This window comes from Sedimentibacter sp. MB35-C1 (genome assembly GCF_030913635.1).
Classification (GTDB): Bacteria; Bacillota; Clostridia; order Tissierellales; family Sedimentibacteraceae; genus Sedimentibacter.
Map to the genome: position 1 here is coordinate 3,459,804 of NZ_CP133188.1, position 14,470 is coordinate 3,474,273.

A 14,470-nucleotide genomic window follows, 5' to 3' on the forward strand; every position below is an offset into this window, starting at 1 on the left:
ACCTTTTTTTATTTAAGTGTATTTTTAATGGTGTCAATTATTGTTCCGTCCCTGTAAATTACATTTCCCACAACTTTATCGCCCATTACTACATTCTTTGGTACACCTGTAATTTTTTCAGCTATATTCTTTAACTCATGTATGTCAACTACAGGCAGATTTGCTTCCTCCAGCCTTGTCTTTAGATCTTGTCTTAGTGGGTTTACGGCGATTCCGCGCTGTGTAACCAGTACATCAACAGTATTTCCCGGTGTTGAAACACAAAGCACCTTATCCACAACTATTGACAGCCTTGCTCGAGTAAGAGGCGCTACAATCATGGTTAATTTAGCCCCTGCTGCAGTATCGCTGTGTCCGCCTGATCCTCCCATTATATACCCGTTTGAATCTGTATGAACATTAACGTTAAAATTCGTGTCAATTTGTGTTGCTCCCAGAATCACAACATCCAGACTGTCAACTATGGCACTTTTTGTTGTAGGGCTTGCATAATGGGACGCCGTTACCTCTCTGTGAGCAGGATTGTCTCGCAACGACTGTACTGCTTTTAAATCAAAGCACTGAACATCCATCAATGCTTTGAAGCATCCTGCTTCAAGCATATCAACCAGGTAACCTGTTATTCCTCCCATTCCAAAACTTCCCTTAATATTTTCTTTCAGCATAAGATCCTTAAGGTATTTAGCAGCTGCCAGTGATGCACCTCCGGCCCCTGTTTGAAAAGAAAATCCATCCTTCAAAAGCCCTGAATGCTGAATAACCTTTGTAGCGTATGATGCCATCATAAGTCCCACCGGATCTTTGGTAATTTTTGTTGTTCCAGATACTATCCCCGACGGATCACCTATTTTATCTACACACACAACATAATCTACATACGTCTCAGATATTGAAAAGTCTGAAAGAGGATAGTCAACAAGATTATCCGTAATTACAACCACCTTGTCTGCATACATTGCATCCGCAAACGCATATCCTAAGGAACCGCATGCTGATTTGCCGTATTTTCCTGAACAGTTTCCCATGCAGTCAGATGTAGGAGCGGCTATAAAGGCTACGTCTATTGGTGTTTTTCCTGTCTCAATATCGCTTGGTCTTCCTCCATGGCTCCTGAAATTCACCGGTTTATCCATAATTCCTGATGAAATTTCTCTGCCTACGACAGCTCCCATGTAGTTTACCTCAAGCCCTGTAACAACTTTATTTTTAATGTGTTTCACAAGCGGTGCGTGTGTATCAAAAACTGAGCTTGCATTTACAGTAATATCTTTCAAGCCTAAGTCCGCAATTTCATCCATAACCATATTTATTACATAATCTCCGTTTCTTAAATGGTGGTGGAAAGAAATGCGCATTCCGTCCTTTAGTCCGCTTAATTTAACCGCTTCCTTCAAGCTGCTTACAATCTTGTTCATTATAAAACACCTCCCAATGCCTTTGCCGCTTCCAAAGTCTGACGCGCTCTTTCAACTATTGGAGCATCTATCATTTTTCCTCTGAGGGATATGGCACCTTTTCCCTGTTCTTTTGCAATTCTGATTATATCCATAACTTCTTTCGAATATTCAATTTCTTCAACAGTAGGACTGAACACTTCATTTATAGCCATTACATGCCTTGGAGAAATTGCTGCCTTTCCTGTGAATCCCAGGCTTTTAGCAAATTCTGCATCTTTTTTTAAGCCTTCCTCGTCTTCCACGTCTGTAAAAGGAGTGTCGTATGCATCAACACCTGCAGCTCTTGCAGCAGTAACAATTCTTCCTCTGCTATAGAAAATCTCATCACCCTTCTTTGTGCGCTTACACCTTAGATCAGCTGTCAAATCTTCTGCTCCTAAGAAAATAGCCTTAACCCTGTCGCTTGAAGCAGCTATTTCATAAGCATTTTCAACACCCAATGCAGTTTCAATAAGTGCAATAATAGACACAGGATTATCTATGCCGTGTTTTTTTTCAACTTTTTTTATGTAATCCTCAACAACCTCTATATCCTTATGACTGCATACCTTCGGAGGCATGATCATATGCGGTCTTAGCGGAATTATTTCATCAAGATCAGCTTTCCAAAAATTCGTATCAATAGAATTAATTCTTATTATTATCTCGCAATTTCCATAGTTTAGATATTTCATTGCATTTCGCACCAATATACGTGCCGAATCTTTTTCAGCCGGAGATACTGCATCCTCCAGATCAAAAATTATGCTGTCTGCTCCCAGTGTATCAGCATTTAACAGCATACCTGCATTATTTCCCGGCATAAAAAGCATACTTCGTCTCATTAGTCATCCGCTCCTTCCGCTCTTCTTAAAGCTGTTTCAACTCTTGCTCTTATGGCACATTCCACAGCTCCTCTGTCTTTAAGCTGAATTTTTATATTTTGAATATCCATATCGCTTAATACTTCTCTTACTGTTTTTTCAATTTCCTCACCAAACTGGTTGTATACAATTGACTCAAGCTCAAGTTCAATCCCATCCTCATTTGGCTCCACCATTACATATATATCGCTTGATTCCAGCGTTCCAGCTGAAGCACTTCTATTAATTTTCATAATATCGCCTTCCTTCATATGTATTATATTTCACTCAAAAAACAATGCGTTAAAATACTTGTTAATAATGATAATTCACATGGAAATTATCCATGCATGTAAAAAAGCTATTGCTGCTCTTTCATTTTTGCGCGAAACAAAGGTTTTATGCCGCCTGCATTCAATATTTTCATAGCATATTCCCCTATTTTTTCACCGTTAAGAACCTCTCCGCTGCTCACAAGCGTAACTGTTCCTTCTTTGATGCTTACTTCAATTTCGTCTCCATCATTAAGTCTGCTGCTAATACCCTTGCACACAATCAGCGGAAGCCCAAGATTTATTGAATTTCTAAAAAAAATACGCGCAAATGAATCTGCAATCACACAGCTTGCCCCCATATTCAAAAGCGAAATAGGCGCATGCTCTCTGCTTGAGCCGCATCCAAAATTTGTACCGGCAACTATTACATCACCTTTTCTAAAATTTTTTGCTATATTTTCATCAACACCCGCAAGACAATGAGATCCCACTTCTTCAGGATTTACAAGTTCAAGAAATCTTCCAGGGTAAATTTGGTCTGTGTCTATGTTGTTTCCCAGAACAATAACTTTCCCTCTTAATTTATCTTCCATAATTCCTCCTGCTTTAAATTGCATGGATTAGTCAGATATCCGGTTAGTGCCGTTGCAGCGACTGTAGCCGGAGACGCAAGAAATACCTTTGACTTGTTGCTCCCCATACGTCCGGGAAAATTTCTGTTTGAAGCAGTAACACACACCTCGCCAGGGGCCAACACTCCTTCATGAGCACTTAAACACGGACCGCATCCGGGAGTCGAAATTGCAGCACCTGCATTTATGCAATCTTGCAGGTACCCATTTTTCATGCATTCCATCATAACTTCCGTGGATGCCGGTATAACGATAAGTCTAATATTGTCTGATATTTTTTTACCTCTCAATATATCCGCCGCTGCCTTAATATCCTCTGTTCTTCCCCCAGTGCATGTTCCAATGAAGCATTGGTTAACTTTAATTCTTTCCACCTCATCTACAGAAAACACATTATCAACACTGTGCGGGACTGCAACCTGAGGAGTTAAATCCGAAATATCAAATTTATGGCATTCGCTGTACACGAAATCATCATCCGTACATTGAACCTCAAACGGTCTTACTGCTCTTTTGTTCACATAATCAAGAACTTTTTGGTTCGGCTGCATGTATGCTGTCTTGGCTCCCATTTCCACAGCCATGTTGCATAAAACCATTCTACCCGGTACATCCAGCTGCTCTATATAGCTTCCTGTAAAATCTATTGCCTTGTAAACAGCTCCATCAGCCTTAATTTTTCCCATAAGATATAACACGACATCTTTTGGCATGACACCTTCTTTCGGAGTGCCGTCAATTCTTATTTCAATTATTTCAGGCACTCTAAACCACAGCTCGCCTGAAATCATAATTGTTGCCATGTCGGTTGCTCCAACACCGGTTCCCATGGCGCCAAAAGCCCCGTGGGTCGTCGTATGTGAATCAGTAGCTACCACAATTGCACCCGGATATATTAAACCTGCCTCGGGCATAACTTGGTGGCACACGCCGGCATTTATATCAAAATGATAAGTCAGATCATTCTCATTTGCAAATTCTCTCATTTCCTTATGAATCTGTGCTGACTTAATAGTCGGAGCAGGAGCATAATGGTCGAATACAAAGGCGAGTCTCTCTTTATCCCAAACTTTTTTCCCATTCATTTCTCTGAACGAATAGATTGTTTGAAGATACAAGTCGTTTACTTCCGCAAAATCAATTTTTGCAGTCACAATTTCGCCAGTTTTCACGACGTTCTTTCCACTATTTTTTGCAAGTATTTTTTCAATAGCATGCATAATAATTTCTCCTTTAATTTGTGTTAATATATACCGCTTCTAAGCTATGCAAGAAGCCCACCATAAAGGTGAGCTTGATTATAAAATTGTTTTGTAGATATTTAGAAAAATATAGGTATCAAGAATGTCGCAAAGAGTATTATGAATGCTCCTCCAAGCCTTGATGAAATCTGGGCAAATGGCATCAATTCCATTCTGTCAGATGCTGTTAAAACTGCAACGTCTCCTGTTCCTCCCATATTTGCCATACATAATCCAGCTGTAATAGCAGCTTCTATTGGATAGAAACCAACTAATTTTCCTACCAGCGCTGTTCCAACTGTAGCTCCTAAAATAACTAAGAAGCAAAGAACAAGGTAAATAGGTGTGAAAGCTGAAATAACCTGACCTAAATCTGTGTAAGCTATACCGATTCCCATAAGTAATGCTGAAGTCCAGTTGGCTGCAACAAATTTATACCATGTTGAACATGCTTTTTCGTATTCCTGTGGTACAAGATTGATTATCTTTGCTATAGCAACTGAAATTATCATCCATGCGTATGGGTGTATATCCAGACCTACATAATTTTTCATCAGGTATGCCACTATCTGTCCAAATGTGAAAAATGTTGTTGCTATTACAACTCCAATTCCAAAATCCTTTAATGTAAACTCTACTTTTTCTTCTTGGAATTTAAGTTCTTCTTCTCCTATGTCCATAAGCTTTCCGTTGCCGCTGAGTTTAGGATATTTTTTCCCTAATCTGTTAAGAAGTCCTCCGAATACAATTGCTATAGCATTTCCCAGAGCAACTGCCGGAACAAGCTTTGACAATATTGTTTCAGATGGAACTCCCAGTCCTCCGGAGAAAACTTCTGCTATAGGAACAGCACCGGCACCCATGCCGCCGCCCATTATAGGAATACCAATGTACGCAATTGATTCTGCCGGCGATTGGCCGAATGCAAGGCCTCCTAGTGCAACGAATCCCATGGCTACAAGAACTCCTCCTAGTATACAAGGTAAGTATCTTATTGCCGCTTTGATAAGAAGTTTTTTATTCATTCCAAGAATAGAACCTGTTATAAGTGCAGCTATATAGAAGTTAAGGAACCCGCCGCCTTTCATAAATGTCGTTACATTTTCAGTAACAGCTTCAGGAATTACATTGTAATACACCATCGCTGCAGAACCGAATATAATAACAATCGGGCCTCCTCCAAAAAATGTTTTAACTATAGGTGTATTGTTTCCGATTACATCTAATAGAGCTCCAACTACCATCATAAATGCAAATGCTCCGATCATGCCGCTGGGCAGCACGCCTAAAATTATAGCTACAATAATTACTGCAAGTAATGTAAAATAAACCGGAAGGTTCATTCCCATTATTTTGTATTCTTTCATAACATCCTCCTATTAAGTTATTTATAACAAAAATAATTATATTCTTGCTGATCCCGATTTTTTTGCTGCTTCTTGAATTGCCTTTGCAACTACAGAAGCAACTCCTTTGTCCAATGCACTTGGAATTATGTTTTCTTCGTTTAGTTCATCAGCTCCGATATAGTCTGCAATAGCATGTGCAGCAGCCAGCTTCATTTCAAGATTGATTTCTCTGGCTCTTACATCCAGCGCTCCCCTAAACACTCCCGGGAAAACAAGAACATTATTAATTTGGTTCGGAAAATCAGAGCGTCCTGTTCCTATTACTCTTGCTCCTGCTTGTTTTGCAAGGTCTGGCATTATTTCCGGTGTAGGATTTGCCATTGCAAGTATTATTGGGTCAACAGCCATAGACTTAACCATCTCAGGCTTAACAACATCTGCTGAAGAAACTCCTATAAATACATCTGCATTTACCATAACATCAGCCAATGTTCCTTTTTCATTTTTAGGATTCGTAAACTTAGCTAAACTATTTTTAGCATCATTCATTCTTTCACGTCCTATATACAGCGCACCTGTTCTATCGCAAGCGACAATATTTTTTGCGCCTGCTGCCGTTAACAGTGTTGCAATTGCAGTGCCTGCAGCTCCCGCTCCGTTTATTATAATTTTTAAGTCCTCTATTTTTTTTCCTATAATTTTTAATGCATTTATTAAACCTGCTAAAACAACTATTGCTGTTCCGTGCTGATCATCATGAAACACTGGAATATCCAGTTCCTTTTTCAATCTTTCCTCTATTTCAAAACATCTCGGAGCAGATATATCCTCTAGGTTTATTCCTCCAAATCCAGGGGCAATAAGCTTTACAGTCTTAACAATTTCATCTGCATCTTGGGAATCAACACAAATAGGAAATGCATCAACATCGGCAAATTCCTTGAATAATATGGATTTTCCTTCCATAACCGGAAGAGCTGCTTTAGGACCGATATTCCCCAATCCAAGCACCGCAGAACCGTCAGTAACTACGGCAACTATGTTACCCTTTGATGTATATTTATATACATCATCTTCGTTTTCATGGATTTTCCTGCACGGCTCAGCAACGCCTGGAGTGTATGCAAGACTAAGATCCTCTCTCGTCTCAACCTTAATTTTTGAGATAACTTCAATTTTTCCTTTAGTTTTTTCATGTAACTTTAAGCTTTCTTCAAAATAGTTCAACCGTTTTCCTCCTTGCCTTCAATGAAAAATTACTACTAATACTAACATTCCAATTCCTTGTTGTAAATATTCCGGTATTTTAAAAAGTATTGTTCATTAAGTTAATTTTGATATATTATTGACAAATTATCACAATGCTTTATATTAGCTAAGTGAGCATTCAAATTTATGATTTTCAACATAAAGTTAAAGGTCTGCTGTTCCTACAAAAGGAACAGCAGACCTTTAACTTTATGTGATCATGTTATTTTTTCTTACACTTATATTTATGCTGAGGCCGACCAATTTTACCGTACTCAATCAGCTTCTCAACCTTTCCTTCCTTTTCCATATACTCAAGATATTTTCTTACGGTAACTCTTGCAACTGTTGATTTTTCTGATACTTCTTCAGCCGTTAAAAATTCTCCTGCTGATGAACTACATATCTCCTTCCAAATAATATTGTAGGTATATTTATTAATTCCCTTTTCGTATTCCCTTTCTTCACAACTGTTTTTATTATCATTCAACGCAACATTTTTTGATATATATCTATCAAGCATCTTTTGTTCAATTGTATCAAGGTCATTTATTTTGTTATACCTTTGTTTGTAATTATTCAATGCCTCTTCAAATCGTTCAAATGTGAAAGGCTTAATAAGATAATCCACAGCACCGTATCTGAATGCTTCTTGAACCATATTACTTGTCTTATCAGCTGTTATAAGTATTACATCAACTTCCATTTCTTTTCTTCTCAGCCACTTCAGAAAATCAATACCATTTTCTTTAGGCAGGTAAATATCCAGAAGAACCAGATCCACATTGCTTTGCCTAACATATTCCTGAGCTTCTGATATGTTTGCAGCAGCTTTAGCCAAATGAAATCCATTAATTTTTAAAAGGAATTTTGAATTTATGTCCCTTACCATAGGGTCATCTTCTAAAATCAAAACATCAATCATTTTCATCACCATCTTTTGTTGGTATTTCTATGTGCCACGAAGTGCCTTTATCTGTTGACAAAGTTATTTCACCATTTGCATTTTCAATAATATTTTTGACTATATAAAGTCCAAACCCTCTCTGCCCAGACTTAGTACTGAAGTTTCTCTCGTATATTTTTTCTTTTATATCCTCCGGTACTCCAGGCCCATTATCTTTTATGTCAATGATTACTCTATCATCATCCTCAGACATTTTAAAAAGTATTTTTCCGGTTCCGTCAACACTTACTGCATCAAGAGAATTTTCAATTAAATTACCGATTACCGAGCTTAAATCATCATCATTTAAATGTTCCGGTACCTTGTTTAAAAAAGATGACTTATCAATTTCTAATTTAATTCTTAGCTCTTCTGCTTTATAATATTTTGCAAGAAGAATTGCAGCAATATTTATATTTTTAATTCTTCCTGTTATTGTACTGGTCACATCATTTCCTCTGCTTGACGCATTGGAAATATATTTAATGGCCTCATCATATTCCTCAAGCTGAATTAAGCCGGAAATTGTGTGTAGTTTATTCATAAACTCATGGTTTTGAGCTCTCAGAGACCATGCCATTTTTTGTATTCCTGTCAGTTCTTCAGCTATTCTTTTCACAGCCGTCAAATCTCTGAAGTTTATTACCTGACCTATTATATGATTTTTATCATCTTTCAATACATTGTACTTGCATAAAACAGTCACACCAGGCCTTATTTTAACTTCAAAATCCTCGATGTTATTTTCATCGTTCATTAACCTGTTTGTATCTTCCAGGTTGATAAACACATTAATATTTCTGTTCATGTCTTTTCGAGTCAACCCAAGTATTTTTGCTGCCTCCTTATTGAATTGAATCAGATTTCCCTTTTCATCCAGAGTTATAATGCCTTCTTTAACATTTTCAAGTATGGCATCATTCTGCTTTAGCAGCAACGTTATTTCTCTGGGTTCCATGCCTAGAATTTCATACTTTATATTGGTAGTTAATATGTAAGCACAGCATATGCCTAAAACCAACCCTATTAGTATAAAAGGCACAAACTGCTCGGTCTTGGCAAATGTCTCCTTGTTTATCTCAACAAGAGTACTTCCTACGCAAACCGCCCCCACCTGAATCCCATCTTTATAAACAGGTGAAAAAGCCCTCAAAGATTTGCCTAATGACCCAACAGCACTGGAGATATACCTAGAAGGTTCTGTCAGCACTCTGCCTTCATCTCCCCCTTCAAATTCTTTTCCTATTTTCTCCTTAACCGGATGTGTAAGCCTTAATCTGTCCATTCCGAATACAGTAATAAAATCTACATTGGTTTCAGATCGAATTTCTTCAATATGCTCATTTAGTTCCTCATTTGTAAAATTTTCATATCCGTCTAAACAGTCTATGACCATATAGTCCTCTGATGCATATACAGCAATATTCATAAGCTTTTCTTCAAGCTCATCCGTTAAAATTATTCTCATTTGGTGATAAGAAAGAAATGTCATACTGCCTAATGAAAAAATCAATATTATCACAAAGAAAATTGTTATTTGTGTTCCTAATTTCATTTTCATTTATTGTTCATCCTTTAGTAATTTAATCTTCCGGAATTAATATTCTACATATTTTAAAAAAAGTGCTTTTGGAGGGGCCATCGGCCCTGCCTTCTCTCTTTTTTTGGCATCTAAAATGGATGCAACATCTTCTCTGTTTAACTTACCCTTTCCCGCTTCAATAAGCGTACCTAGGATAATTCTAACCATATTCCACAAAAAACCGTTCCCGTTTACATCTATTTCAACACTGCCGTCTTGTTCTTCTATATTAATATAATTAATAGTCCTTACTGTTGATTTTGTTTTTGATTTTAAAGTTGTAAAACTTTGAAAATCATGGGTTCCCACTAATACTTCAGAACACTCCCTCATTTTCCCCAAATCAAGCTTCTGGTCAATATTATGCACATACCTTCTTTCAAATACATTTTTAGATGCACCGTTATTAATTTTGTACATATAAGTCTTTGACAATATATTGTACCTTGAATGAAATCTTTCACTTGCATTTTTAATAGATAGTAGAGCTATATCATCAGGCAATTTCTCATTAATGTACACCAGCATTTCATCTACACTCAGTTTTGAAAGCGTATGGAAATTTGCAGTATAATTTAAAGCATGTACTCCCGCATCAGTCCTTCCGCAGCCTATAAGCTGAACATCTTCTCCTGTCATATCAGATAGTATATCTTCCAGTCTCCCCTGTATTGTATTAACATTTTTATTCTGCTTCTGCCATCCTTTGTAACGTGAACCATCATACTGAATAATCATCTTTACATTTCTCATATTTTTCTCCGTCATTTAGTAACACCTATTATATATTATTTTACGAAAAATACAAATAGCTAATTTGATGGATCACTGTTTATCAATTACTACAGCAAAGAAAACCATTCGAACTATTAACATGTATAAAAAATTAGGCAGATATCTTTAAGATTCGGAGTGATTAGGAAGCCTCTATAAAAAAACGTTTTAGCAAAATAACATGAAACTATCAGCTTTTTTGGTTGCCTTTAGGTTGATTAAGTGATAACATTCATTCTAGTATCATATTAATTACAACTAATGGAGAAAAAAATGTTAAAACAGTATTTTCAAGATTTAAAGCTTGAGTTCAAAGGATACAACGGCAAAAAACTGTCTCAAGACATTATGGCAGGATTGACAGTAACAGCTGTGGCACTTCCTTTGGCACTGGCTTTTGGTGTAAGCTCCGGAGCGGATGCAGCTTCGGGGCTTATTACGGCAATAATAGCCGGACTTCTTATAGGTGGACTTTCCGGAGCTTCATATCAAATTTCCGGGCCTACGGGAGCCATGTCAGCAATACTTATGTCTCTTGCCGTTAAAAACGGAATGGATGGCGTCTTCTTGGCCGGATTTTTATCCGGAGTAATATTGCTCATTGCAGCCGCCTTTCGTTTTGGAAAGCTTGTGTCATTCATACCATCTCCGGTTATAACCGGATTTACCTCAGGCATTGCCGTAATAATAGCGCTGGGACAGGTGGATAACTTCTTCGGCACAGTTTCCAAGGGAGAAAATGCATTGCAAAAGCTTTTATCTTACGGAGAGTTGGGATTTTCGCCAAATCTTTACGCAGTGATGTTTGGGTTGCTGGTAATTTTAGTAATGGTTGCATGGCCTAAGAAATGGAATGCAAAATTTCCGTCTTCTCTTGCAGGTATTATAATTGCACTGGCTGTTAACTGGGCTTTAAAATTGCCGGTTGCTGTTGTTGGTGATATACCGAAAACTTTGTTGTCTGAAAACAGGCTTACATTTGACGTCATAACCTTATCAAATGTTTCCAACATGATAAGCCCTGCAATTAGCATCGCAATGCTTGGAATGATTGAAAGCCTTCTTTGCGGAGCCTCTGCCGGCAAGATGAAAAACGAGAAGCTCAATGCTGACAGAGAACTTATTGCTCAGGGTATAGGAAATGCCATTATCCCTTTTCTGGGAGGTGTTCCTGCAACTGCAGCGATTGCCCGTACAAGCGTCGCTATTAAATCAGGCGGACAGACAAGGCTGGTAAGCATTATTCATTCTGTCGGGCTTCTTGCGTCAATGTTTTTGCTGGGCTCAGTAATGTCTGTAATTCCTCTGTCTGCTCTTGCAGGAGTTCTTATGGTTACTGCTTGGCGCATGAACGAATGGAATGAAATAAATTATATCTTCAGCAAAAAATTTGCAAATGCTATTCTAGAATTTGTCATAACTATGGTTGCAACAGTTATGTTTGACCTGACCGTTGCTATTTTAATAGGAGTGTTCATGGGGATAATGATATTTGTAGTAAAAAACAGCCAGCTAAAAGTTGATGTAAGCGACGTGGATCTTGACAGAATAAAAGGCCACAAGATAATGTCAGATCACAAAACCACAAAAATTATGTACATTACAGGGCCGCTTTTCTTTATGACAAAGGATAAGCTTGAGCAAGTTACATTTAATTCTCTTAATGCAGACAACATTATAATTTCAATGAGAGCTGTAACCAGCATCGATGAGTCTGCTGTTGGAGAATTTAAGGAAGTTGTGAAAAAGGCAGCTGAAAATGGAGCCTGCATTATGTTTTGCGGAGTTCAAGAAAATGTGATGGATATGTTCCAACGCTCTGGAATGAAAGAACTCATAGGCGAAGAATGTTTTTTCTGGGACGCAATTGAAGCACTCAGATATTTAAGTATAATACAGAACAGCGAAATCGCAATATAAAGTATAAAATATAAAAAAGTGGAAAGTACATGCAGTACATTCCACTTTTTTTATATTCACTTAGTCAATAAACTAAATCCGGCAGGTACCTGCCGGATTTCTAAATACTATGCGATAGATGGTTCTCTTGAATTGGACAAATTCTTCTTTAATGTGTTAAGCTCTGCTTTTAATTCCTCTGGAAGCCTGCTTCCTATTTTGTTGTAAAATTCTTCAATGCTCTTAACATCATCCATCCATGAATCTATATCAATTGTAAGCAATTCATCTAGCACTTCATTTGAAATACCCAGTTCTTCTCTATTAATATCTTCTACTTTCGGAACGTATCCTATGGAAGAAGCCTCTGCATCAACCTTGTTTTCGCATCTCCTAATTATCCACTCAAGCACTCTGAAGTTTTCTCCAAAGCCTGGCCACATAAATTCGCCTCTATCATTAGTTCTAAACCAATTAACATGGAATATTTTAGGAGGGTTGCTCAATTTTTTACCTATTTCAAGCCAATGCTCGAAATAATCTCCCATATGGTATCCACAGAATGGAAGCATAGCCATAGGGTCTCTTCTTACAACTCCTGTTTTTCCTGCAGCTGCAGCAGTTGTTTCTGATGCAAGTGTTGATCCTACAAACACGCCGTGCTGCCAGCTTCTTGATTGATATACCAGAGGAGCAGTCTTAGCGCGTCTTCCACCGAATATTACTGCAGAAATAGGCACTCCTTCAGGTGATTCCCATTCTTTTGAAATACATGGGCAGTTTTTAGCAGGAGCTGTGAATCTTGAATTCGGATGAGCTCCTCTTTCCCCTGATTTCTTGCCGTTCCATGGGTTACCCTGCCAATCCAACGCATTTTCCGGCGGGTTGTTGTCCATTCTTTCCCACCATACAGTATCATCATCTAAATTATAGGCAACATTTGTAAATATTGAATTTTTCTTCGATGACATTAAAGCATTATAATTTGATTTTTCGCTTGTACCCGGAGCAACTCCGAAAAATCCGGCTTCAGGATTTATTGCCCAAAGTCTACCGTCTTCTTTTATCTTAAGCCAAGCTATATCGTCACCAACTGTCCATACCTTGTATCCCTTTTTCCTGTACAACTCTGGAGGTATAAGCATAGCAAGGTTCGTTTTTCCGCATGCCGAAGGGAATGCAGCAGCTATATATTTTACTTCTTTCTTAGGATTTTCAATTCCCAAGATCAGCATATGTTCTGCCATCCATCCTTCTTTCCATCCCTGGAATGATGCAATTCTGAGAGCAAAACATTTTTTCCCCAGCAATACGTTACCTCCGTATGCTGAATTGCATGACCAGATTGTATTATCCTCAGGAAAATGGAATATATATCTTTTGTCTATATCAAGAGTGCACTTGCCGTGGAGTCCTCTTACAAAGTCATTGGAATCTCCCAATGTATCCAATACTTTCTTTCCTACTCTCGTCATTATATTCATACTTAAAACCACATAGATTGAATCAGTAATTTCAAATCCTATCTTTGAAAATGGTGAACCTATAGGTCCCATTGAATATGGAATAATATACATAGTTCTACCATTCATTGAATTTGCAAAGATCTCCCTGCCAAGCTTGTATGCATCTTCTGGACTTTTCCAATTATTAGTAGGACCCGCATTCTCTTTGCTTTTTGTACATATGTACGTTTTGTCCTCCATGCGGGCAACATCATCCTTCTGTGAACGATGATAATAGCATCCGGGATATTTTTCCTTATTTAAAGCAATCATTTCTCCTGTTTGGCAGCCTTCCCTGCGCAGTATGTCTAATTGTTCCTCGCTTCCGTCAATCCACATAACTTTAGCTGGTTTTGTCAATGATACGACATCGTCTACCCATTTTAGAACATTTACATTCGAAGTTAGTTTTTGCATTTTAGCACTCCTAAAATTATTAATTATGTTATATTATATCTTCGTTTTTTGAATATGTGTTATAATATTTATCTACCTACACAATTATATATTCTCTTAATTATATTTGCAACATTTAAAAATAGATTCTTTCAAATTAAGCTTTTTGCAAGTTATACTTATTTTTTTAAGGATATGCAAAGAAAATGTTAATTAACATAATGAGCAATCATATTTTAATAATAACACAATAAATAAATTTGTATATTATTTGCACTGTATTATGCAGAATTTGCGCCATTAAGTATGTATCATTCAAAAATT

General features: G+C 37.5%; 12 protein-coding genes. 1 reads left to right on the forward strand and 11 read right to left on the reverse strand.

Annotated features, from left to right (window positions below; genetic code table 11):
* Positions 1–8: 8 nt before the first annotated feature.
* From citF to truA, 10 genes are all read right to left on the reverse strand, one after another.
* Entirely contained in the window at positions 9–1,415 is a 1,407-nt protein-coding gene (gene citF, locus RBQ61_RS16855) for a citrate lyase subunit alpha (RefSeq protein WP_308138375.1), read from the reverse strand.
* Positions 1,415–2,281, reverse strand: coding sequence for a CoA ester lyase (locus tag RBQ61_RS16860; RefSeq protein WP_308138376.1), 867 nt, complete (start codon positions 2,279–2,281; stop codon positions 1,415–1,417). Before RBQ61_RS16860 ends, citF begins: the two co-directional genes overlap by 1 nt.
* Positions 2,281–2,553, reverse strand: a complete 273-nt coding sequence (gene citD, locus RBQ61_RS16865) for a citrate lyase acyl carrier protein (protein ID WP_308138377.1) — start codon at positions 2,551–2,553, stop codon at positions 2,281–2,283. The genes RBQ61_RS16860 and citD overlap by 1 nt, the downstream gene beginning before the upstream one ends.
* Positions 2,554–2,660: 107 nt before the next feature.
* Positions 2,661–3,167 carry a 3-isopropylmalate dehydratase small subunit gene (locus RBQ61_RS16870; RefSeq protein ID WP_213926577.1) on the reverse strand — a complete coding sequence of 169 codons (507 nt, stop codon included), beginning with the start codon at positions 3,165–3,167 and terminating at the stop codon, positions 2,661–2,663.
* Complete coding sequence (locus RBQ61_RS16875) at positions 3,152–4,426, reverse strand: 3-isopropylmalate dehydratase large subunit (protein ID WP_308138378.1); 1,275 nt, start codon at positions 4,424–4,426, stop codon at positions 3,152–3,154. Before RBQ61_RS16875 ends, RBQ61_RS16870 begins: the two co-directional genes overlap by 16 nt.
* Positions 4,427–4,527: 101 nt before the next feature.
* Positions 4,528–5,814, reverse strand: coding sequence for a 2-hydroxycarboxylate transporter family protein (locus RBQ61_RS16880; RefSeq protein ID WP_308138379.1), 1,287 nt, complete (start codon positions 5,812–5,814; stop codon positions 4,528–4,530).
* 36 nt (positions 5,815–5,850) lie between these two features.
* Positions 5,851–7,023 (reverse strand): NADP-dependent malic enzyme, encoded by a 1,173-nt coding sequence (locus tag RBQ61_RS16885; protein ID WP_308138380.1) that lies wholly within the window; start codon positions 7,021–7,023, stop codon positions 5,851–5,853.
* 244 nt (positions 7,024–7,267) lie between these two features.
* Positions 7,268–7,969, reverse strand: coding sequence for a response regulator (locus RBQ61_RS16890; protein WP_308140142.1), 702 nt, complete (start codon positions 7,967–7,969; stop codon positions 7,268–7,270).
* Positions 7,962–9,551 (reverse strand): sensor histidine kinase, encoded by a 1,590-nt coding sequence (locus RBQ61_RS16895; protein WP_308138381.1) that lies wholly within the window; start codon positions 9,549–9,551, stop codon positions 7,962–7,964. Before RBQ61_RS16895 ends, RBQ61_RS16890 begins: the two co-directional genes overlap by 8 nt.
* Positions 9,552–9,587: 36 nt before the next feature.
* Positions 9,588–10,325: a tRNA pseudouridine(38-40) synthase TruA gene (truA, locus tag RBQ61_RS16900; protein ID WP_308138382.1), complete on the reverse strand. Its 738-nt coding sequence runs from the start codon at positions 10,323–10,325 to the stop codon at positions 9,588–9,590.
* 294 nt (positions 10,326–10,619) lie between these two features.
* On the opposite strand from truA, the gene RBQ61_RS16905 reads away from it, so the two are divergent.
* A complete protein-coding gene (locus tag RBQ61_RS16905) occupies positions 10,620–12,266 on the forward strand; it encodes a SulP family inorganic anion transporter (protein ID WP_308138383.1) in 1,647 nt (548 codons plus the stop codon).
* Positions 12,267–12,373: 107 nt separating this feature from the next.
* On the opposite strand, the gene RBQ61_RS16910 is transcribed toward RBQ61_RS16905, so the two are convergent.
* Positions 12,374–14,167, reverse strand: coding sequence for a phosphoenolpyruvate carboxykinase (GTP) (locus tag RBQ61_RS16910; RefSeq protein ID WP_308138384.1), 1,794 nt, complete (start codon positions 14,165–14,167; stop codon positions 12,374–12,376).
* Positions 14,168–14,470: the final 303 nt, after the last annotated feature.

Coding starts and splice junctions, on each gene's coding strand:
- RBQ61_RS16880 (WP_308138379.1), bottom strand. CDS start 5,814: ATGAAAGAATACAAAATAATGGGAATGAACCTTCCGGTTTATTTTACA.
- citD (WP_308138377.1), bottom strand. CDS start 2,553: ATGAAAATTAATAGAAGTGCTTCAGCTGGAACGCTGGAATCAAGCGAT.
- citF (WP_308138375.1), bottom strand. CDS start 1,415: ATGAACAAGATTGTAAGCAGCTTGAAGGAAGCGGTTAAATTAAGCGGA.
- truA (WP_308138382.1), bottom strand. CDS start 10,325: ATGAGAAATGTAAAGATGATTATTCAGTATGATGGTTCACGTTACAAA.
- RBQ61_RS16905 (WP_308138383.1), top strand. CDS start 10,620: ATGTTAAAACAGTATTTTCAAGATTTAAAGCTTGAGTTCAAAGGATAC.
- RBQ61_RS16890 (WP_308140142.1), bottom strand. CDS start 7,969: ATGATTGATGTTTTGATTTTAGAAGATGACCCTATGGTAAGGGACATA.
- RBQ61_RS16870 (WP_213926577.1), bottom strand. CDS start 3,167: ATGGAAGATAAATTAAGAGGGAAAGTTATTGTTCTGGGAAACAACATA.
- RBQ61_RS16860 (WP_308138376.1), bottom strand. CDS start 2,281: ATGAGACGAAGTATGCTTTTTATGCCGGGAAATAATGCAGGTATGCTG.
- RBQ61_RS16895 (WP_308138381.1), bottom strand. CDS start 9,551: ATGAAAATGAAATTAGGAACACAAATAACAATTTTCTTTGTGATAATA.
- RBQ61_RS16910 (WP_308138384.1), bottom strand. CDS start 14,167: ATGCAAAAACTAACTTCGAATGTAAATGTTCTAAAATGGGTAGACGAT.
- RBQ61_RS16875 (WP_308138378.1), bottom strand. CDS start 4,426: ATGCATGCTATTGAAAAAATACTTGCAAAAAATAGTGGAAAGAACGTC.